We start from the raw sequence: 19,528 nt of genomic DNA, 5'->3' as shown, positions 1-19,528 counted from the left end.
CTCCTCAGAACGTCATGTTGATGCGGCCGCCGATCGTGCGCCCCTGCCCGAGCTGGTAGAGGTTGCCAAGACCGGGATACTGGAAGCCATAGGTCGTATAGGTCTTGTCGAAGACGTTCGTCACGAAGGCCTCGGCGGTGACCTTGTCGTCCAGCTCCCACTTGACGCCGAGATCCACCAGCGCATAGCCCTTCTGGCCGATCGTGTTCGTCTCGTCGAAATAGTGTTCGCTGACATAGGTGAGGCCGGCATAGGGGACCAGCGCACCGCGACCGCTTTCCAGCTCGAAGCGATAGTCAAGCAGGAGGTTGGCGGTGAACTCCGGGGCATAGGGCACGGTGTTGCCAGTGAAGTCCGTGCCCGGCGTCACGGGATTGTCGTAGTCCGTAAAGCGCGTGTGGTTATAGGCAAGGCCCGCGGTGATGCCGAATTCCTCGGTGGGTTTCGCGCGGACCTTGAGGTCGATGCCCTTTGCCGTCACCTCGCCGACATTCTGGAGGTACTGCCACGGCTGCACGTCGACGAACATCTGGTAGTCCTTGGTGACGTTGTAATAGGCGGAAAGCTGCACCTCCAGCAGGCCTGCCTCGTCACGGTACTTGAGCCCCACCTCGCCATTGTAGGTGTGCTGCGGGTCATAGGTGAAGGCGTTGTTGGCGGACGTCACGTTGCGGGTGAAGCCGCCGGCCTTGAAGCCGGTGCTGAGAAGACCATAGACGCGCCATTCGTCGGTCAGGCCGTAGCTCGCGCCGAGTTTCGGCGAGAGGGCGGTGAACGCGTTGTCGCCGTTGAAATTCACGCCGCCCACTGCCTCGGCGGTCGCCCGCTCGTAGTCGAGGCGCAGGCCGGGCGATATGTCGAGGCGGTCGGTGGCGTGCCAGGTCACATCGCCGAAAAGCGCATAGGAGTCGATCTTCTGCCGCGACGTCTGGTTGGCGATGGGCACGGTCCGCGTGAAGTCGAGATGCTGGTAGTAGAGGCCGGCCACATAATCGACGGGGCTGCCCTGATCGGGGTTGGAGGCGATGCGCAGTTCCTGGCTCAGCGTCCACTGCTTCTCCGGCGTGTATGTGCCGAAGACCGTACGGTCGAGATCGCTCTTCTGGTAGCCGGTCAGCGCCGTGATGGTGGCAAAGCCGAGATCGTAGGCGGCATTGATGCCAAGGTTCCAGGTGTCGAGATCGTATTCCGATGGCGCGTCGAAGGCGATGCGGTCGTTCAGCATCGATTCCAGGACGAAATACTCCTCGGTCGAGGAGACATGGCCGCGGCCGGCGCTGACAGTCACGTCCCAGGGGCTGTCTGTCGGAGCATAACGCAGGCGGACCTGCCCGTTGACGTCCCTCGTGCCGCCGACATCCGCGCCGGTCGTGGTCGTGTACATGTCCTTGGTGTCCAGCAGCGAAAGGCTCGCATCGCCGTAGAGCACATCCTCGATCAGCGGCGTGCTGGCATGGAACGTGCCGCCGCCGCCTTCATTCGTCAGGTTGGCGTCGAAACCGAACCGCGCTTCGTTGTCCGGCTTACGGGTGACGATGTTGATGACGCCGCCGATCGCACCACGGCCATACAGCGAGCCCTGCGGACCATAGAGCAGCTCGACGCTTTCAAGGCCGCCGGGCAGGGCGCGGGTCAGGTTGAAGCTGTCCTGCGGCAGGCCGTCGACATAGACCTGCGTGCTCGGATTGTAGAAATCGAGCGAGGCCTGGCCGCGTATGGTGAAGTTGGCATAGGCGCGGCTGGAGCGCGAGCGGATGTTGACGTCCGGAAAGATGCGGTCGAGATCGGCGACGGTATCGATGTCGCGTGACAGAAGCACGTCCGTATCGGCGATATCGGCCGTGGACGGCAGCAGGAAATAGTCTTCGCTGCGCTTGGTGGCGGTGATGATGATCGGCTCGAGCGTCGATGCCGCGGCAGCGTCCTGCGCCACCGCGCTGTAAGGCGAGAGGCTGGCGGCGAGGGCGAGAAAGGAGACGCCGGACAGGCTGTGACGTATCATGGTTCCGATACCTTTTCTGGAAGTGCGAGGCCCTGCGCCATCCGGGCGGAGGCGCCGAGCGTACGGGGAGCGAGGAGAATGGCGGCGAGGATGAAGACCGCCGAGGCGGCGAACAGCCAGCCATAGCCGAAGGCGCTGCCGAGCACGCCGGCAACGGAGGACGCGGCAATGGCAAGGATCGCGTCGATGCTCTGGAGCGCGGCGAAGTCCGTCGCCGTCTGTTCCGGATTGCACCAGTTCATCATGGCCGCATAGAGCGCGACGAAGGAGAAGGCGACGGCCCCGACCTGCACGAGCAGGAGGCCGAGGGCGAACATCGGCGTGGCCGATCCGGTAAATTCGGCAAGGCCGAGCGCTGCGAGCAGAAGGACATTGAGCATGGCCGCGATCACGATCGACCGCGGGATGCCCGCCGCCTGCACGAGGAGAGCACCGAGCGAGGAGGCGATGAAGCCGGCGACCGCACCACCGGCGCCGCGCAAAAGGCCGATCGTGTCGAGTGCAATGCCCTTGTCGACGAGATAGGGTCCGGTAAGCGCCGATCCCATGCGGAGGCCGACCTGATAGACCACGAGGAAGGCCAGGCCGTGCATCAGGGCGCGGTTCGTGATCGTCCGCCTGAGGCCCGCCATGCGGCTGGTCGAAGCCATCTTGCTCCTCGGGGCCGCAAGACCGCCGGACAGGAAGACCGGAATGGTCAGCAGGCAGACGAAGCCGGCCATGGCGGCCATGGAAACCGCCCAGCCGGCATGCTGGTAGACGACGAGCCAGAGACCGCCGCCGATGAGGAAACCGAGATAGGCGCCGGCCGTCGATGCCCCGCTGGCAAGCCCGCGGGATTCGGCATCGGAAGCCCGGACTGCTAGGGAATCGGTCGCGACATCCTGCGTCGCGGCGAAGAAACCCATGACGAGCAGCACCGCGGCAAGGGCGCCCATATGGGTCTGCGGCGGCAGTGCCGTGGCAGCAAGGAAACACAGGATGATGCCAAGCTGGCAGGAAAGGATCCAAATGCGCTCGCTCAGGAAGCGGTCGATCAGCGGCGCCCACAGGAACTTCAACGCCCAAGGCAGGAACAGCACGGCCAGATAGCCGATCTGATCGAGCGGCATGCCGGCATCCCGCAGCACCACAGGCAGCGCGGTCTGTACCATCGAGCCGGTGACCGACTGGGCGGCGTAGAGGCCGGCCAGCAGGCCCAGCACGGCCCAGCTCGCCGAGCGTCCGGCGAAATTCACAACAGCAGTCGACATCAACCCTCGCAATGCATTTCGCGACCTCACTAGGCCGATGCGCAAAACTTGACTATTGTAATCAGGTTCAGTGATATTGCGATCCGGTCCATTATTTGGTGAGGCAGATGAATCTCCGTGTGGAACAGCGCGTTCTGGCGCAGTCCGATCAGGACGACGTGGTCGTGCTTGGCCCGAGCCCTGCCGACCCGACCTTTTCCGCCACCTCAACGGACGGCGCCTACAAGATCCTCGGCGTGCGGCCGGGTCTCACGATCTCCGTCTTCGACATGGTGATCGGGGCCGATTTCGTCGGCCGCTTCGCAACGGAGCCCTGTGTCGCGATCGATTTCCTCTTCGAGGCGTCGGGACAGGGATGGCTGCTGGGAAGCGACGCCGAGCAACGGTTGTCATCGATCCCCTACCGGCCGGGCCGTATCTACATCATGGCCGCGCCGCACGGGGCCCTCGGCCTCTATGACGTGCCCGTGGGCACCCGCTTCAAGGGCATGGACATACGGGTCGACATCAGCCTCTGGCAAAGGCTCGGCGCCGGCGACCTCCTTACCGATCTCGACGAGAACCACGCCCTGCACATGGCGTCCGGCAACGGCACCTGGGTCGGCGTTCTGCCCGTGCCACCGCATCTGCTCGCCGTCGCGCGCGCGCTCTTCGACAGTGCCATGGTGGAGGGGGACGACCTCGCCTTCGAGGCCCGCGCCCTCGACATCATCAATGCCTCCATCGCCGCGATGCGCCGCACGCAGCCGGCCCAGACGATCCCGCCACGCGACCGCCGCCCGCTCCAGCGTGCCCGCGACCTGCTGGTCGACGAACTCGCCCGCCCCTGGACGCTCGACGAACTGGCCCGCGAGGTCGGCCTGACGCAGAAGCGATTGAAGTCCGGCTTCAAGAGCCTCTATGGCTTCGCCGTCTACACCTTCCTCAAGGAGCAGCGGCTTCTGGAAGCCCGCCGCCTGATCGAACGGGGGGAAATGAACGTCACCCAGGCGGCGATCGCCGTCGGCTACAGCAATCCGAGCCATTTTTCCCAGCTCTTCCTCCGCCGCTTCGGCATGCAGCCATCCCGCGCGCTTGCCGCTCGCCTCGAAGACGGGGAGGCATGACGAAGGTCACTCCGCGGGGCAAAGGCGATGTGGAGATACCCAAACCCCGGCAGCAAGCGCGTTCCCGATCCGGCGTCCATATATGCGGTTGGCTGATGACATTCGGATTCTGATCGCCATATTTAAGGTGCGGTCGGATTGGAAAATGTCTTTGCAACGGGAGTGACGTCGGTGAGCGGACTGCGGAAGGGTATGCTTTTGGGTTTCGTCGCGGCATGTCTGGCGATGACCGTGGGCCTTCCTCTTGGTCATGCCGACGCCGCGGATTGCCGGGCGGACCCCGCGCCCGAGGTTGATTGGAGCGCCTGCAGCAAGAAGAACCTGATGCTGGGCGGCAGCGACTTCACCGGCGCCAATTTCCGCGATGCCGATCTGAGCTACACCGACATGCGCGATACGAACCTGACGGAGGCCGTCCTGGAGAAGGCGACCCTGATCCGGGCCTGGTTCAACGGTGCCCGTCTGAACAAGGCGAATTTCGCAAGGGTCGAAGCCTATCGATCCAACCTGCAGAATGTCGTTGCACAGGGAGCCTCGTTTGCATCCGCAGAACTTCAGCGCGCCGCGTTCAATGGCGCCGACCTGCGCTACGCGAATTTCGAGAAGGCCGATCTCAGCCGCGCGTCCTTCGACCAGGCGATCCTCTCGGGCGCGAGCTTTGCCTATGCGAACCTTTCTCGTGCCGATCTGAGCAAGGCAAGCGTGGAAGGAACGGTCGGCTTCGACAGGGCGTTCATGCTGCTGACGCGGATCGAGGGCCTGGATCTTTCCCGTGCGACCGGCCTCGACCAGTCCCAAATCGACATTGCCTGCGGCGACACCGCGACGCGGCTTCCGAAAGGCCTCACGACGCCGGCGACATGGCCTTGCCCGAGGGACTGAGACGTCTCGTCTCCACCCATACGTTTCGCGATAGGATCGTCCGGCTCAGACGCTCGCGAACCCGTGGCCGTTCGCCTCCGCCATTTCTGGTATAGGGGAGCGCGGCACGCGCAGGATGCAGTCGATCGATATCGGGACGCACATGAAAACCGAAATACGCTTTCTCTTGCAGGACGACCCGGCGCTGCCCAGGCTGGCTGCATTGATGCAGGAAATGCAGACGCATTACGGGGTCTATTGTCCGCCACACGAAGAGATCATTGCCGGACTGGCGCGCCGCCCGCCCGCAGCAGAGATTCTTCTCTGCGAGGATGAAGAGGCCATGCTGGGATTTGCCACATTTTCCGCGATCTATCCCGGCCCCGGCCTGAAGCCGGGCATCTTCCTGAAAGAGCTTTACGTTTCAAACGCGCAGCGCGAGCGTGGCATCGGCAAGGCGCTGATGCGGGCGTTGGCCCGCATTGCATCGAGCCGCGGCCTTTCCCGCATCGACTGGACGGCGGATTCGTCCGACCTGCGTCTCATTGCCTTCTATGAGCGCCTCGGTGGCGCGCCCAAACCGGAAAAGCTGTTCTTCCGCCTGGAGGACGAGGCACTCGAGGCGCTTGCGGATTGATGCCGGGAACGGGCGCTGCCCCGCTAAGGGGCAGTGCCTGGTTATGCGGTCAGGAGGATTTTCCCGACATGACCGCCGCCCTCCATATAGGCATGCGCTGCCCGCGCCTCCCGCAACGGGACGGTCCGGTCGATCACCGGCGCGATCCGGCCGTTTTCCAGGAGGGGCCAGAGGTCGCGGCGCACGCCCGCGACGATCCGCGCCTTCTCGGCGAGCGGACGGTCGCGCAGCGAGGTGGTGAACAGCGAAGCACGAAGACCCATCATCTGGCCGAGATTGACCTCCGCCGATCGTCCCCCCTGAAGACCGATCATCGTGATGCGGCCGTCATGCGCCAGCGCGGAGATGTTCCGTGAGAGATAAGGCGCTCCCATATTGTCCAAGATGACATCCACGCCCCTGCCGCCGGTTTCCGCCCGAACGACGGCAACGAAATCCTCGTCGCGGTAGGAGATCGCCCGGTCGGCGCCGAAGGCGCTGCAGCGCGACAGCTTCGCCTCTCCACCCGCGGTGGCGAAGACACGGCAGCCCATGGCGCGGGCCGTCTGGATGGCGAAGGAACCGATGCCGCCGGCACCGCCATGGACGAGCACGGTTTCGCCGGGCCGAAGCCGGGCGATATCGAGAAGATTGGACCAGACCGTGCAGGCAGCCTCGGGAAGCCCGGCCGCGGCGATCGGATCGACATTGGCGGGAAGCGACAGGAGCTGTGCTGCAGGCACCGCCACCTGCTCCGCATACGCCCCGCCGGCGACCAGCGCACAGACCCGTTCTCCGACCTGCCAGCCCTCGACGCCGTCGCCCAGTTCGACGATCGTGCCGGAGCATTCGATGCCGAGGATCAGGGGCAGCGGAATTCCAAGGCTGTAGGTGCCCCGACGCTGGAGCAGATCGGAATAATTGAGGGCGGCAGCCGCAACGGCGACCACCACCTCTCCCGGTGCTGCGCGAGGTGTTTCCACCTCGCGCCATTCCAGGACATCCGGGCCGCCTGTGCGCGGCAGCAGGATAGCGTGCATCGATCGTTCTCCGCTCACTGGCCCGCGTCGATCTTGGTGGAGGTCATCGCCCATTTCTCCAGGCCGTGTTTCTTGAGAATCTCGGTATAGGTGCCGTCGGCGATCAGCGCGTCGATCGCCTTGGCGACGGCGTCCCTTGTCGCCACGTCGTCCTTTTTGAAGGCGAGCCCGAAGAGGCTGGTCAGCAGCGGCTCGCCGACGAGCGCATAGGTATCCGGCTCGTCGCGCATCAGGTGGACGACGAATTCCGGGCCGAGCACGCCGGCATCGAGGCGGCCTTGCTTCAGGTCGAGACGCGTTGCCGTAGCGCCGTTCGTGCCGTTGACGGTCATGGCCGGCTTGCCCGCCGCGACGCAGTTCTCGTCGCTCCACTTCTTCGCCTCGGGGAAGTAGCTGGTGAAGCTCGGCGCGCCGACGCGCTGGCCGCACAGGTCGAGATTCGTCTTCAGCGTCTCGGCCTTGTCCTTGAGCGTGAAGGGCTGCGCGCCCGTGACGAGATAGTCGACGAAGGTCATCTTCTCGCGGCGCTTGGGAAGATCGCTGATCGCGGCGCCGATCATGTCGATGCGGCCGGTTTCCACCGAGGTCATGAGCTGCTCGAAGCCCATCTCCTCCCACTGCACCTCGATGCCGAGTTTCTTTCCGATAGCGGTCACCAGGTCGATGTTGAGGCCGATGCGTTCGTTGGTCGCCGTATCGCGATAGGCCATGGGCGGATAGCTGGATTCGATGCCGACGACCAGACGACCCTTGTCCTTGAGGGCCTGCGGCATGGCGATGTCCTCGGCGCCGGCCGTGGCAGGAAGGGTGATGGCGGCCGCGAGGGCCAGGGCTTTCAAAATTGCGTTTCGTTTCGACATGTTCATCCCTCTGATGGTGGTTGACGTTGGTCCGGCCGGTGCACGGGTCCGCTCTTCCAGAGAGGCTGGCGGCCCCATACCGATGCGGCAGGGCGTGGCGGGATCTTCCTCGTTCCCGCCCAGCTAGTTACTTGTTTTTATTACGGTTCCAAGGTTGGCAGAGTTCTGCCGGCGATCAAACGCAAATATCGGCTAAGGGTATGAGGAAAACGACTAGGGCCAGGATGTACAAACGCGATCGCCCGCAGGAAAGCACGTCGGGCTTTCCTGCGGGTCGACTTGCCGGCAGCGCGTGACCGGTCTTCTAGGCCGGTGCGGCGCTGGCTTCGTAATGTGCCAGGATCTCAGCGCCCGTCGCGATCCAGACGTCGTCGCGCGCGGCGATCTCGGCGAGGAAATCGTGGAGGATCCGCCAGCGCATCGGCCGGCCGGAGACTTGCGGATGCAGGACCAGGGTGCTCACTCCGCCCCATTCGTGGGTGCCGGCGAATTCCTCCCGCCAGAGGGGCAGGATGGTGTCCCTGCCGAAGAGCGGGCGGCCGTCCAGGCGGCTGGTGATACCGAAGTTCCAGTCGTCGAACGCATAGTTGACCGGAATCTCCACGGGGCCGGGCCGGCCGTCGGCCAGCTTGTGGCGATAGGGGCGGATATCGTCGCGGAACGAGCTGGAATAGCGCAGGCCGCGTTCGGAGAGGTAGGCGAGCAGCTCCGGGAAATTCTCGCCGGACGGGGCCCGGTAGCCGACGGGCGTGACGCCGAGGCGGGATTTCAGCGCGGCCAGCCCGCGGTCGATCTCCTCCCTGGCCTCATCCAGCTTGTTGCGGTCCGGGCATTTGTGCAGGTAACCGTGATGGGCAATCTCATGCCCGGCCCTGACGATCGGCTCGCAAGCCGCCGTATGGGCCTCGGCGGTCCAGCCGGGAATGAAAAAGGTCGCCTTGAGGTTCAGCACGTCCATGAGGTCGAGGATCTTGGCGATCCCCACGCGCGCGTCGTAGCCGCCCAGCGAAGTTGTCACCATCCGGTCGACATTGGCGTGGTTGTTGCCGATCCAGGCGGTTTCGGCATCGACGTCGAAGCCGATGAACAGCGCGCTCTTCTTGCCGTGCGGCCAGTCGAAATGCGGCGCGGATGGCGCCGGGTTGAGCGGTCGGGGACTGAGATCATACGTCATGAAACCTCCTCTTCAGGCAAAGACCGGCGGCTCGGGCTCCGCCGATACCAGCAGTTCGGGCAGGCTGCGGCAGTCGTCCTGCCGTTCCAGCGTCTCGACGAAGGCCGCAAGACCGGCAACACGGGCGGCGGGCAGCGCCATCGACGCGAGACTGTCGAACTTGGCGCGGATGGCCGCATCGGTCATGGGGCGTTCGCTGGAGCCGGTGGCACGCGGCACCATGGCGGTCCTGCTGCTGCCATCCGCGAAGGTGACGGTCACCTCGGGTTCGGCCATCTGCGGCATGTCCCGGTCGGGATGAAGCCGGATGCGGCCGAACGCATCGACGATGCGCGTGTCGCTGCGCGCGGCGGCGGAATACTGCTCGAGATCGACGCAGCCGAAGACCGAGAGTGCGGCCAGCGCGTAGCCGAGGCTCATTTGGGCGCCTGCCAGCGTTTCCAGCCGCGCCCGGCCGCACATGTCCATCAGGAAAGGGCTTAGCCTCAACTCGATTTTCACGACATCGGCAGCGGTACGGCCTGTGTCGGTGAGGATATCGCGAACGGCGTCGATGGCAGAATGAGCGCCGCGGCAGGCGGCATAAGGCTTCAGCGAGGCCCGCTCGATCTTCCAGGCCGAGCCGAGACCCGCGGAAAACTCCTCCGGCCGGCCCGCATCGCGCACGAACGAACGGAAGAAGCCACCCCAGACATCCTCGAAGACCTGCGCGGGGCCGGAAAAGCCGGCAGCGGCGAGATCGGCGGCAAGCAGGCCGCCCTCGGCGGCCCGGCCGGCATGCATCTTCTTCGCCTGGCTGCCGTCGTGGTTGAAGGCCCACAGGCCGGAAGAGAAGCTGGTCGCCAGCGTCACGGCCTGGCGAAACAGTGCACTGTCGTAACCGCGCAGCCGGGCGACCGCGGCAGCCGACGCCAGCGTGCCGCAGGTGCCGGTGGAATGCCAGCCAGCGCCATTATGGGCGCCGTAGCCGCCCGAGGCGTCCAGCACGCGCCGGCCGACTTCGTATCCGGCGGTCAGCGCGCAGATGAGATCGCCGCCGGAGACCGGCGCAGGGCAGGAGGGCAGGGCAGCCAGCAGCGCCGGCAACACGACGGCGCCGGTGTGGTCGCAGCCGCCGGAATCATCGAGCTCGAAGACGTGGGCGGCAACGCCGTTGACAAGCGCCGCATCGCGCGGGGCCGTCCGCTCGGACGAGGCCAGAAGCGGCGTCTGCCCGCCGGGTGCGGCGAGCGCCCGCATCCTGCGGAATTCGGCGGATCGGGTGCCGGCGAGTGCGGCACCGAGCGTATCGAGAAGGTGGGATTTCGTGCGGGCGACGATCCGGCCGGGCAGGTCGGCAGGGGCCAGCCTGGCGCAGAATTCGGCAAGCGCCTCGACATGCGGCAGCGCCGGCAGGCCGCTTCGGGCAGCATCGGACATCATGACATCCTCATTGGGGCAGGCGGGGAGAACGGCCCGGCAGGCGCGCCGGGCCGTTCACCGATCACTTCACGGCTTCGCCGTTGATCATCACGCCGTCCAGCGTGCTGCCGGCAAGGTCGTATTTCTCGAAGATGGCCTTGTATTCACCCGAGGCCATGATGGCCTTCAGCGCGCCGGCGATGGCGTCGCGCAGCTCCGGCGTCTGCTTGGAGAAACCGATGCCCTGATAGACTTCCGTAAAGGGCTCGCCGACGATGGCGTAGGTGTCCTTCTCGAGCGTCAGCAGGTAAGGCAGGGTTTCCGACCCCTGCACCGCGCCGTCGAGGCGGCCCTGCTTGAGCTGCGTGCGGGCATCAGCCGAGCCTTCCGTGCCGACGATGTTCAGCGCCGGCTTGCCGTTCGCCTCGCAGTTTGCCGCGCTCCACTTGGCGGCTTCGTCCGGGAAGGAGGTGCGGCGGCTCATGCCGACGGTCTTGCCGCAGAAGTCGGTGAGGGTCTTGAACTCGTCTTTGCGCTTGGCGGAGGTGTAGAACTGCGCGCCGGACCGCATGTAGTCGACGAAGTCCATGGTCTCGCGGCGGGCCGGCAGGTCGCTCATGCCGCTCAGCACGAGATCGACGCGGCCGGTGTTGAGCGAGGAGACCATCTGCTCGAAGCCGATCTCGGACCATTCGATTTCCGTGCCGAGCTGTTTTGCCAGCGCCTTGCCGAGGTCGATATCGACACCGACGAGTTCGTTCGTCGCCGGGTCGCGATATTCCATCGGCGGATAGTTCGGCGTGTTGGCGACGATCAGCTTGCCGGCGGTCTTGTACTTTTCCGGCAGATCCTGCGCATGTGCGGTCATGGCGAAGAGGCAGGCCGAAGCGGCCAGAATTGCTTTTTGCATTGTGGTTCCCATCCTGTCGGTTCTTGCGGTTATCGTTGCACGGCCTTGAGGAAATCAGCGGTGCGGGGGTTGTCGGGTTGGGTCAGGACCCGCGCCGAGGGGCCGTGCTCGATCAGCCGCCCGCCATCCATGAAGGCGACGGTGTTGCTGACGTTACGGGCAAAGCCCATTTCGTGGGTGACGACGATCATCGTCATGCCGGAGGCGGCGAGATCGTTCATCACGTCGAGCACCTCGGCCACCAGCTCGGGGTCGAGTGCGGATGTCGGCTCATCGAACAGGATGAGCGAGGGACGCATGCCCATCGCGCGGGCAATGGCGACGCGCTGCTGTTGCCCGCCGGAAAGCTCCGCCGGATAGCTGCCGGCCTTGTCGGCAAGGCCGACGCGTTTGAGCAGTTCCAGCGCATGGTCGCGCGCGGCTTTCGGGCTTTCACCGAGCACCTGCACCGGCCCTTCCACCACGTTTTCCAGCGCGGTCTTGTGCGGAAAGAGGTTGAAGCGCTGGAAGACCATGCCGATGCCGCGGCGCTGGCGGGCGATCTCCGCGTCGCTCATCTCGTAGAGCTTGTTGCCGTCGCGGCGGTAGCCGATCAGCTCGCCATTGGCCCAGATCGCGCCGGAATCGATGCGCTCCAGGAGGTTGATGCAGCGCAGGAACGTACTCTTGCCCGAGCCTGAGGGGCCGATGATGCAGCTCACCTCGCCCTTCCGCACCTCCAGGCTCACGTCCTGCAGCGCCTTGAAGGTGCCGAAGCTCTTGCAGACATCGACGGCCTTGACCAGAATCTCGCTTGTCATGTCGCGGCCTCCCCTCAGATCGTCGTGCGGCCGCGGGTGCCGCGGGCGTAGTAGCGTTCGATCCGGGACTGGATCAGCGAGAGCACCGTGACGATGGCGAGGTACCAGAAGCTGGCGACCATCAGGAGCTCCAGCACGCGGGTGTTGGCGTAGTAGATGACCTGCGCATTGTGCAGGATCTCCGAATACTGGATCACCGAGGCGAGCGAGGTGAGCTTGACCATGCTGATCACCTCGTTGCCGACCGGCGGCACCATGACGCGCATGGCCTGCGGCAGCACGATGCGGCGCAGCGTCTGCATGCCTGTCATGCCGATCGTCCGGGCGGCCTCGTACTGTCCGGCATCGACCGACAGCAAGCCGCTTCGCACGACTTCCGACGTATAGGCCCCCTGCTGGATGCCGAGGCCGAGCATGGCGGCAACGAAGGGCGTCATCACCTCGACGGTGTTGAACTCGAAGAGGCCGGGAATGCCCATGGTCGGGAAGATCAGGGCAAGGTTGAACCAGAGCAGCAATTGCAGCAGCGCCGGCGCACCGCGGAAGATCCAGACATAGACCAGGGCGATATATTCGAGCACCGGATTGCCGGAAATGCGCATGATCGCGATGAGCACACCGAGCGCGATGCCGAGCGACATGGCCGCGACCGTCATCAGCAGTGTGTTCCAGATACCCTGGATGATGACAGGAGCGAACAGGAACTGGCCGACGACCGGCCATTCGATCTGCCCGACGACGAAGGCGCGGACCAGCAGCGCCACCATGAGGAGCACGATGGCGGCGAAGATCATTCGCCCCACATGCCTGCGCGGGACGAGTTCGAGATGGGCGATGTCATGGGCATCGCGGCTGGATTGAGGAAGGGTGGTGTCCGTCATGCGGCAACCCCCGCCGAGGGTTCCAGCGCCACGCCCTCGAGGCCGCGCGCCGCCCAGGCGTGCTGCCGCGCGCAGGTGTCGGCGAATGCGGCAATCTGTTCGCGCACCCGGGCAGGAGCCGTTCCGCCCTGACCGAAGCGTTCGGCAAGTGCCCGGACGGGATCGATCGTCCGCAGCACGTCGGCGGTCAACGCGGCGTCGATCTTCGGCAGATCGGCTTCGGTCAACCCGTCGAGCTCCATGCCCCGCTCCTCGCAATAGCGCACGGTGGCGCCGGAGATTTCATGGGCGTGCGCGAAGGGGATGCCCTGCCGGACCAGCCAGTCCGCCACCTCGGTCGCCAGCGTGAAGCCACGCGGAGCATCGGCGGCCATGCGCCCGGTGTCGAACGTCATCGTCGCCACCATGCCGGCAAAGGCGGGCAGGATGAGATCGAGGAGGTCGATCGTCTCGAACAGCGCCCGCTTGTCTTCGGCAAGGTCGCGGTTGTAGGCGAGCGGCATCGCCTTCAGCGTGGCGAGGATGCCGGCAAGATTGCCGATCATCGTGCCGGACATGCCGCGCGCGAGTTCCGCGATGTCGGGGTTCTTCTTCTGCGGCATGATCGACGAGCCCGTCGAATAGGAATCGTGCAGCTTCACCCAAGCGAACTGGCGCGAAGCCCAGATGCAGATCTCCTCCGAAAGGCGCGAAAGGTTGACGCCGAGCATGGCCGTGACGAACAGGAATTCCGACACGACATCGCGGCTTGCCACGGCGTCGATGGAATTTTCGCAGGGGCGGGCATAGCCGAGATCGCGCGAGGAGCTTTCCGTATCCCGGGCGAAGGCCGAGCCGGCCAGCGCGGCGGCGCCGAGCGGCGAACGGTCGAAGCGGCGATCCCAGTCGATGAAGCGCTCGATATCGCGGCTGAGGGACTGCGCGTGGGCCATGAGGTGATGGCCGAGCGAAACCGGCTGGGCGGGCTGAAGGTGGGTAAAGCCCGGCATGACCGTCTCGACGTGTTGCGTCGCCTGCGTCGCAAGCGCGTCCTGCACGACGAGGACAAGGTTCACGAGCCTGCGCGCGGTGCGGCGCAGGTAGAGACGGGTGTTGTTTGCAGTCTGGTCGTTGCGCGACCGTCCGGCGCGCAACTTCCCGCCCAATGTGCCCAGCCGCTCGACCAGCAGCCGTTCATGGAAGGTGTGCAGGTCCTCGTCTGAAGCTTTCGGCTTCTCCCGCCCTGCGGCGACATCTGCCGCGATGGCATCGAGCGCCTGCAGCATCGTCGCCAGCTCGTCTCCCGTCAGGACATCGGCGCGCGCAAGTTCCCGCGCATGGGCGCGCGATCCGGCGATATCCTCGGGGGACAGGCGGAAGAAGCTGGGATTGCTCCGTGAAAGGGCCGCCAGCTCCGGAGATGGACCACTCGAAAAGCGTCCTCCCCAAAGCAATGTCGCTTGTTCCTTCATGTCAGTCTCCCATGTCGATGAATGTGTTCCCGAGCGCAGGTTGCCTTCGAAGGATCGCTTGCACAAACGCGAAAAAGCGCTAACGTTATGACGAAACCGACTAGCCCCCTCGCGGAGAATGCCATTGGTTCATCCCTCTGTGCCGCTGCCTTCCATGACTGCGCTGCGCGTGATGCTGGCGATCGCGGAGCGGGGTTCGACGACGGCCGCGGCGGAAAGCATCAACCTGTCGCAGAGCGCCGTCAGCAAACAACTGCTGACCCTTGAAGACCTTCTGGGCGCACAGGTCTTTACGCGAAAGCCGTCGGGCATGGTGCCGACGGAACTTGGCCGCATCTATCTTGAGCAGGCGCAGGTGGCGATGAAGGCGATGGAGGAGGCCGCATTCCGCGCCGCCCGGCTCCAGTCGGACTCCCATACGCTCCGGCTGAAGGTGCTGCCGATCCTGGGCGATCGCTGGCTTCTGCCGCGGTTTTCCGATTTCAACCAGAAGCACCCGGATATCGACGTCCGGTACACGACGTTCTCGACGGACAATCCTGCAGCGCAGCCCGATGCCGTTTTCCGTTTCGGCCGGGGACCGTTTCCCGGCGAGGATCCGATCTATCTGTTCGGAAAGGATGTCCGGCTGGTCTGCTCTCCGGCCTATCTCGCGAGGCTGGGTCCGCTCGAAACCATCGAAGATGCAGCCCGCGGCATCATCATCGAACATCCGGGAACGCCTCTGCATTGGGCGGATCTCGTGAACGGCTACGGGAAGCCGGACCTGGAGCCGCAGGGCGTGATGCGCTTCGATTACTATACGCTCGTGCTGCGTGCCGCGATTTCGGGCCAGGGCATGGCGCTCGTTCCCCCGCAGCTCATAGAGGATGAGCTACGTGCCGGAAGTCTCGTCAATCCTGGCGGTATCCGATATGCGTCGAAAGCAGCGTACTGGTTTTCGACGCCGGCGGATCGCAAGCCGACGCTGGCCCTGAAGGCATTCCAGCGCTGGCTCATGAAACAAGTCGAGGAGCCTGTCGTTGCGACGTAGCAGCGGATGGGCCACGCCGTTCAAGACCGTGCCGGAATACTCGCTGGATATGTCGTGGATTGAGCCAACCTCTTGAACTTCCCGATTCACGAGCCGTCTTTTCATTGAAAAGACGAACGGCAAGCCTATTATCTCGTCACGCCGGACGAAAGCCGGCGATAAGGACAGGGAGTCAGATATGGGTATCTTCAGTTCCATCAAGGAAAAGCTCTTCGGCAAGGCGTCCGAGGAAAAGCCGGTCGAAACCGCTGCGGCCGAGACCATTTCGGCCGAGGCCGTGAAGCCGGTGACAGCGGATGTCTCCGCAACCGCGACGACGGCCAGCAATGAGGCCGTGGCAACGACGGCCGACAACACGCCTGCCGCCTCCTCAAGCCCCGTTGACGTCGCTGCCATCATGGACGCCGCGGTCAAGAAAAATGGCCAGAAACTCGATTGGCGCCGCTCCATCGTGGACACGATGAAGGCGCTTGACCTCGATTCCAGCCTTTCCGCACGCAAGGAACTGGCGGATGAACTCGGCTATACGGGCGACAAGAACGATTCCGCCACGATGAACATTTGGCTCCACAAGGCACTGATGAAGGCCCTGGCCGAAAACGGCGGCAAGGTTCCCGCCGAACTGCTGGACTAGATGCGAGCAGGCCCGCCAGGCAAACTGGCGGGCCCCGCGTTCTACGATTCTCATTCTCTCCAGGATAAAACGTTGCGCATGCCTCAAGGAGGAGGTGCGACTTGCGAATGGCACCAATAGGTTGCCAATCGCGGGGACGCTGCCATGAGACGGACCGGACCTCCCGGATAAATGGCATGTACGGCCTCGAATGCACCGGCAACGAGGCTTTGAGGCCGCCCGTCGGAACATAACCGGTCTCCCCTGCTGCCCGGCCTCGGCCGCGCCTGGCCATGCCGTCATGCAGGGCAGGCATTTGCATCAGCATGAACCGCACACTGTAGCGAACCATCAAACCGTTGCCGGGGCCGCCCTCGTCCGGGAGATCCTGCAGCAGCATGCGGCTTGCACCCCGGCGGCCACAGAGAATTTGTTATATTCTCTCAAAAAATATTGACATTTCAATAGAAAGAAACGCTATAAAGATAACAACAATCACTGGAGCGTGCGATGCTGGCCATCCTTGCCGACGACCTGACGGGCGCACTGGATACGGCCGCGCCGTTCGCGGCGCGTGGCATGCATGTGGAGGTGGCGCTCTCGACCGCGGCCATCGACGAGGCCCGGCGGGAGGCGCCGGAGGTCCTGTCGATCAACCTGGCTTCACGGGAGGTCGGCGCGCAAGCCGCGCGGCAGGCGGTGGCGACAGCACTTCAAGCGCTGCCTGCGGGAGTGCGCCTTTTCAAGAAGGTCGATTCACGCCTCAAGGGGCATATCGCAGCCGAGCTCGACGCGATGTCCTATCGCGCAGCGCTGGTGGCACCGGCGGTTCCCGCCTTCGACCGCGTCGTGAAGGATGGCTGCGTAACAGGCTTTGGTGTGGATGCGCCGATTTCCATTGCCGAAAGGCTCGGGTCCCATGCGGCCCGCGCGACGATCCCGGATATTGCCAGCCAGAGCGAGATGGCCCTCTGGCTCGAGCGGGCAGACATGGCGGGCGTCGACCTTCTCGTCGGCGCACGCGGCCTTGCGGAGGCGCTGGCCGAAAAGATGAGCGGGCAAGCACCGGCGCGGATGGCGGACATTCCCGCGGGGCCGGGCCTCTTCGTCGTGGGCTCGCGTGACCCGATCACCCTCGCGCAGGTCGAGACGCTGCTGGGCGACGGCGGTCTGCGCTACCTGCCGGCGCCCAACGGCCGCCTTGCCGAAACGCGCGCCGATGACAGCGTGCTGACGCTCGTGCAGGCAGTGCCCAGCGCGGATGTCACGACGCCGCTGGAGGTTTCCCGGGCGCTGGCGGAAAGCGTCTGTCCCGACCTTGCGGCCGCGGCATCGACACTCTTGCTTTCTGGTGGCGCGACAGCGGAAGCGGTGCTCGGCAAGATGGGGATCGTGCGGTTCCGGCTGCTGGGCGAATGCCTGCCGGGACTGGGCTTGGCGCATGCCCAAGGACATTGCATTATCGCCAAATCAGGGGGCTTCGGGCTGCCGGACACGCTGAGAAAGATCGCAGAACGGCTGCGCGGCAGGACAGGGTAAGAGATGGGACTGGAGAACGGAACAGCACGCAGGAGCCTTGGCGATCTCGTCTTCGAGCGCATGCACCGTGCCATCAAGTCCGGTGCCTACAAGCCGGACGAGCGCCTGCCGACCGAGCATGACCTGGCGATCGAGTTCGAGGTTTCGCGGCCGATCATCCGGGAGGCCCTGCGGCGGCTGCGCGAGCAGGGTTTCATCTATTCCCGGCGCGGGGCGGGCAGTTTCGTGCGCGCCGTCGGCATGCGCGAGCCGCTTGGCTTCGGGCAGCTCGAGAACGTCGCCGACCTCCTCAACTGCTATGAATTCCGCCTGACCGTAGAGCCGGCCGCGGCGGCAGCCGCAGCGGAGCGCCATGATGCGGCGACGCTTGCCGCAATCCGCCAGGCGCTGGAACTGATGCGGGACGCCACCAACCGGCAGTCGCACCGCGAGGACGCCGATTTCCAGTTCCATCTCGCCATCGCCCGAGCCGCGCAGAACAGCTACTTCTTCACCGCCATGGAAGCGCTGAAGGACCATATCGCCGTCGGCATGCGGTTTCACGGCGCCTCGGTGAAGCGCGAGACGACCGGCCTCACACGGGTCTTCGGCGAGCACGAGGCCATCGCCGAAGCCATTGCCGCGCGGGACGGCGCGAAGGCACGGCAATGCATGCACGACCACCTCACCGGCTCACGCGATCGCCTGTTCCAGGCGACCAAATAGACGCAGAACCCCGGCAGCACCGGGGTTTTGATGTCGATGGAATGTTCGCGCTTGCGCGACGTTGGAGCATTTCCAGCCGAAGCGAGATCGCTTCGGCGTCGGATAATGCGGCAAGAACAAAAATCTAGAGCATTTCCGATGAGCCGGAGTTCACCGGAAATGCTCTAGAAAGCCGCCCGGTAGACACCGAGCACCTCCTCGACGCTCATGTCGATCGGGTTGTTGTCCATCAGGCGGCGATTGGCGTGCGCCTCGCTGGCGTAGAGCAGCAGGTCGTCCGCCGTCGCACCATGGGCAGCCAGCGACATCTCGATGCCGAGGCCGCGGCAGAAGCCGTGGGCGGCGGCGAGCAGGCCTTGCGTGGTTAGATCCTCGCCAAGGCCGAGCGCCATCGCGACTTCCGCCGTCTTCGCCGCCGTGACCTGCCGGTTGAAGGCCAGCACATGCGGGAAGACGATCGCGTTGGCAAGGCCATGCGGCAGGCGCAGCCGTGTGCCGAGCGGATAGGCGATGGCGTGGCCGGCGGCGGTGTTGACCGGGCCGAGGCAGATACCGCCGTAATAGGAGGCGAGCATCATGCCTTCGCGCGCCTCGGTGTCGGCTCCGTCGCGCACGGCGCGGGCAAGGTATTTGCCGACGAGCCGGAAGCCCATGCGGGCGAAGCCGTCGATCATCGGATGCGCGCGGCGGTTGGTGAAGGCCTCGACGCAGTGCGCCATGGCATCGACGCCGGTCGCCGCCGTCACGGCCGGCGGGACGGAATAGGTGAGCTCCGGATCGAGCACGGCGAAATCGGCGATCAAGTGCGGGCTCTCGACCGCAATCTTGTTGCCCTTGCCGGGATCGGTGATGAGCGCACGGATGCCCGCCTCCGAGCCCGTGCCGGCCGTGGTGGCGACCTGCGCGAGGCGCGTGCGGCGGCCGGCGACCCGGTTCGGGCCGGCAACATCGGCAAGCGTCTGTTCGCTGTCCCAGAGGGCGGCAACGAGCTTGGCGACGTCGAGAACGGATCCGCCGCCGAGACCGACGACGAGGTCCGGCCGGCTTTGGCGGGCGGCTTCGAGCGCGGCATCCAGCGTGGCGACGTCGGGCTCGCCCGGGATCGCGTCGAAGACGGCGATGCGGCCGGCCAGCTTCAGGCGATCGACGAAGCCGGCCGTGAAGGGTGTCGCGATCACCAGCACCGAGGCGGCGCCGGCAGCCCAGGCACCGACCTCGCCGGTCGTGCCGGCGCCGACGGCGAGCCGGTTCGGCTGATGGAGCGTGATAGGGGCGATTGTCAT

18 protein-coding genes are annotated in these 19,528 nt (G+C 65.1%); 7 read left to right on the top strand and 11 right to left on the bottom strand.

Going from position 1 to position 19,528, the window contains the following annotated elements; translation table 11 throughout:
- Positions 1 to 4 precede the first annotated feature (4 nt).
- Positions 5 to 2,002 carry a TonB-dependent receptor gene (locus tag MUU56_RS27955; protein WP_244770549.1) on the bottom strand — a complete coding sequence of 666 codons (1,998 nt, stop codon included), beginning with the start codon at positions 2,000 to 2,002 and terminating at the stop codon, positions 5 to 7.
- Positions 1,999 to 3,255 (bottom strand): MFS transporter, encoded by a 1,257-nt coding sequence (locus MUU56_RS27950; protein ID WP_244770548.1) that lies wholly within the window; start codon positions 3,253 to 3,255, stop codon positions 1,999 to 2,001. Before MUU56_RS27950 ends, MUU56_RS27955 begins: the two co-directional genes overlap by 4 nt.
- 107 nt (positions 3,256 to 3,362) lie before the next feature.
- Between MUU56_RS27950 and MUU56_RS27945 the strand changes: the two genes are divergently transcribed.
- The 3 genes from MUU56_RS27945 to MUU56_RS27935 all read left to right on the top strand — a co-directional run bounded on the left by MUU56_RS27945 (position 3,363) and on the right by MUU56_RS27935 (position 5,859).
- Entirely contained in the window at positions 3,363 to 4,361 is a 999-nt protein-coding gene (locus MUU56_RS27945) for a helix-turn-helix transcriptional regulator (RefSeq protein ID WP_244770547.1), read from the top strand.
- 225 nt (positions 4,362 to 4,586) lie between these two features.
- Positions 4,587 to 5,243, top strand: coding sequence for a pentapeptide repeat-containing protein (locus MUU56_RS27940; RefSeq protein ID WP_244770586.1), 657 nt, complete (start codon positions 4,587 to 4,589; stop codon positions 5,241 to 5,243).
- Positions 5,244 to 5,358: 115 nt separating this feature from the next.
- The gene (locus MUU56_RS27935) at positions 5,359 to 5,859 is read left to right on the top strand and encodes a GNAT family N-acetyltransferase (protein WP_398432820.1); all 501 of its coding nucleotides are present in this window, start codon (positions 5,359 to 5,361) and stop codon (positions 5,857 to 5,859) included.
- A 41-nt stretch (positions 5,860 to 5,900) separates the two neighbouring features.
- Here the strand turns inward: MUU56_RS27935 and MUU56_RS27930 are convergent, their stop codons facing one another.
- The 8 genes from MUU56_RS27930 to argH all read right to left on the bottom strand — a co-directional run bounded on the left by MUU56_RS27930 (position 5,901) and on the right by argH (position 14,355).
- A complete protein-coding gene (locus MUU56_RS27930) occupies positions 5,901 to 6,878 on the bottom strand; it encodes an NAD(P)H-quinone oxidoreductase (RefSeq protein ID WP_244770546.1) in 978 nt (325 codons plus the stop codon).
- A 14-nt stretch (positions 6,879 to 6,892) separates the two neighbouring features.
- On the bottom strand, positions 6,893 to 7,717 hold the full coding sequence (locus MUU56_RS27925) for an ABC transporter substrate-binding protein (protein ID WP_244770545.1): 825 nt from the start codon (positions 7,715 to 7,717) through the stop codon (positions 6,893 to 6,895).
- 325 nt (positions 7,718 to 8,042) lie between these two features.
- Positions 8,043 to 8,912, bottom strand: a complete 870-nt coding sequence (locus MUU56_RS27920; protein WP_244770544.1) for a polysaccharide deacetylase family protein — start codon at positions 8,910 to 8,912, stop codon at positions 8,043 to 8,045.
- Between the two features lie 12 nt (positions 8,913 to 8,924).
- Positions 8,925 to 10,331 carry an MmgE/PrpD family protein gene (locus MUU56_RS27915; protein ID WP_244770543.1) on the bottom strand — a complete coding sequence of 469 codons (1,407 nt, stop codon included), beginning with the start codon at positions 10,329 to 10,331 and terminating at the stop codon, positions 8,925 to 8,927.
- Positions 10,332 to 10,395: 64 nt separating this feature from the next.
- Positions 10,396 to 11,223 (bottom strand): ABC transporter substrate-binding protein, encoded by an 828-nt coding sequence (locus tag MUU56_RS27910; protein WP_244770542.1) that lies wholly within the window; start codon positions 11,221 to 11,223, stop codon positions 10,396 to 10,398.
- A gap of 29 nt (positions 11,224 to 11,252) precedes the next feature.
- Positions 11,253 to 12,023: an amino acid ABC transporter ATP-binding protein gene (locus MUU56_RS27905; RefSeq protein ID WP_018099103.1), complete on the bottom strand. Its 771-nt coding sequence runs from the start codon at positions 12,021 to 12,023 to the stop codon at positions 11,253 to 11,255.
- A gap of 14 nt (positions 12,024 to 12,037) precedes the next feature.
- Positions 12,038 to 12,904 (bottom strand): amino acid ABC transporter permease, encoded by an 867-nt coding sequence (locus MUU56_RS27900; protein ID WP_244770541.1) that lies wholly within the window; start codon positions 12,902 to 12,904, stop codon positions 12,038 to 12,040.
- Positions 12,901 to 14,355, bottom strand: a complete 1,455-nt coding sequence (gene argH, locus MUU56_RS27895) for an argininosuccinate lyase (protein WP_244770540.1) — start codon at positions 14,353 to 14,355, stop codon at positions 12,901 to 12,903. The genes MUU56_RS27900 and argH overlap by 4 nt, the downstream gene beginning before the upstream one ends.
- A 154-nt stretch (positions 14,356 to 14,509) precedes the next feature.
- On the opposite strand from argH, the gene MUU56_RS27890 reads away from it, so the two are divergent.
- From MUU56_RS27890 to MUU56_RS27875, 4 genes are all read left to right on the top strand, one after another.
- Entirely contained in the window at positions 14,510 to 15,388 is an 879-nt protein-coding gene (locus MUU56_RS27890) for a LysR substrate-binding domain-containing protein (RefSeq protein WP_244770539.1), read from the top strand.
- A 178-nt stretch (positions 15,389 to 15,566) separates the two neighbouring features.
- A complete protein-coding gene (locus MUU56_RS27885; RefSeq protein ID WP_244770538.1) occupies positions 15,567 to 16,022 on the top strand; it encodes a DUF3597 domain-containing protein in 456 nt (151 codons plus the stop codon).
- Positions 16,023 to 16,511: 489 nt separating this feature from the next.
- A complete protein-coding gene (locus MUU56_RS27880) occupies positions 16,512 to 17,540 on the top strand; it encodes a four-carbon acid sugar kinase family protein (protein WP_244770537.1) in 1,029 nt (342 codons plus the stop codon).
- A 3-nt stretch (positions 17,541 to 17,543) separates the two neighbouring features.
- Positions 17,544 to 18,245 carry a FadR/GntR family transcriptional regulator gene (locus MUU56_RS27875; RefSeq protein ID WP_244770536.1) on the top strand — a complete coding sequence of 234 codons (702 nt, stop codon included), beginning with the start codon at positions 17,544 to 17,546 and terminating at the stop codon, positions 18,243 to 18,245.
- 164 nt (positions 18,246 to 18,409) lie between these two features.
- On the opposite strand, the gene MUU56_RS27870 is transcribed toward MUU56_RS27875, so the two are convergent.
- Positions 18,410 to 19,528 carry an iron-containing alcohol dehydrogenase gene (locus tag MUU56_RS27870; RefSeq protein WP_244770535.1) on the bottom strand — a complete coding sequence of 373 codons (1,119 nt, stop codon included), beginning with the start codon at positions 19,526 to 19,528 and terminating at the stop codon, positions 18,410 to 18,412.

Source organism: Shinella yambaruensis (assembly GCF_022899355.1).
GTDB lineage: Bacteria > Pseudomonadota > Alphaproteobacteria > Rhizobiales > Rhizobiaceae > Shinella > Shinella yambaruensis.
Note: the sequence above shows the minus strand (reverse complement) of the source record. Positions and strands in the feature narration are given on the sequence as shown.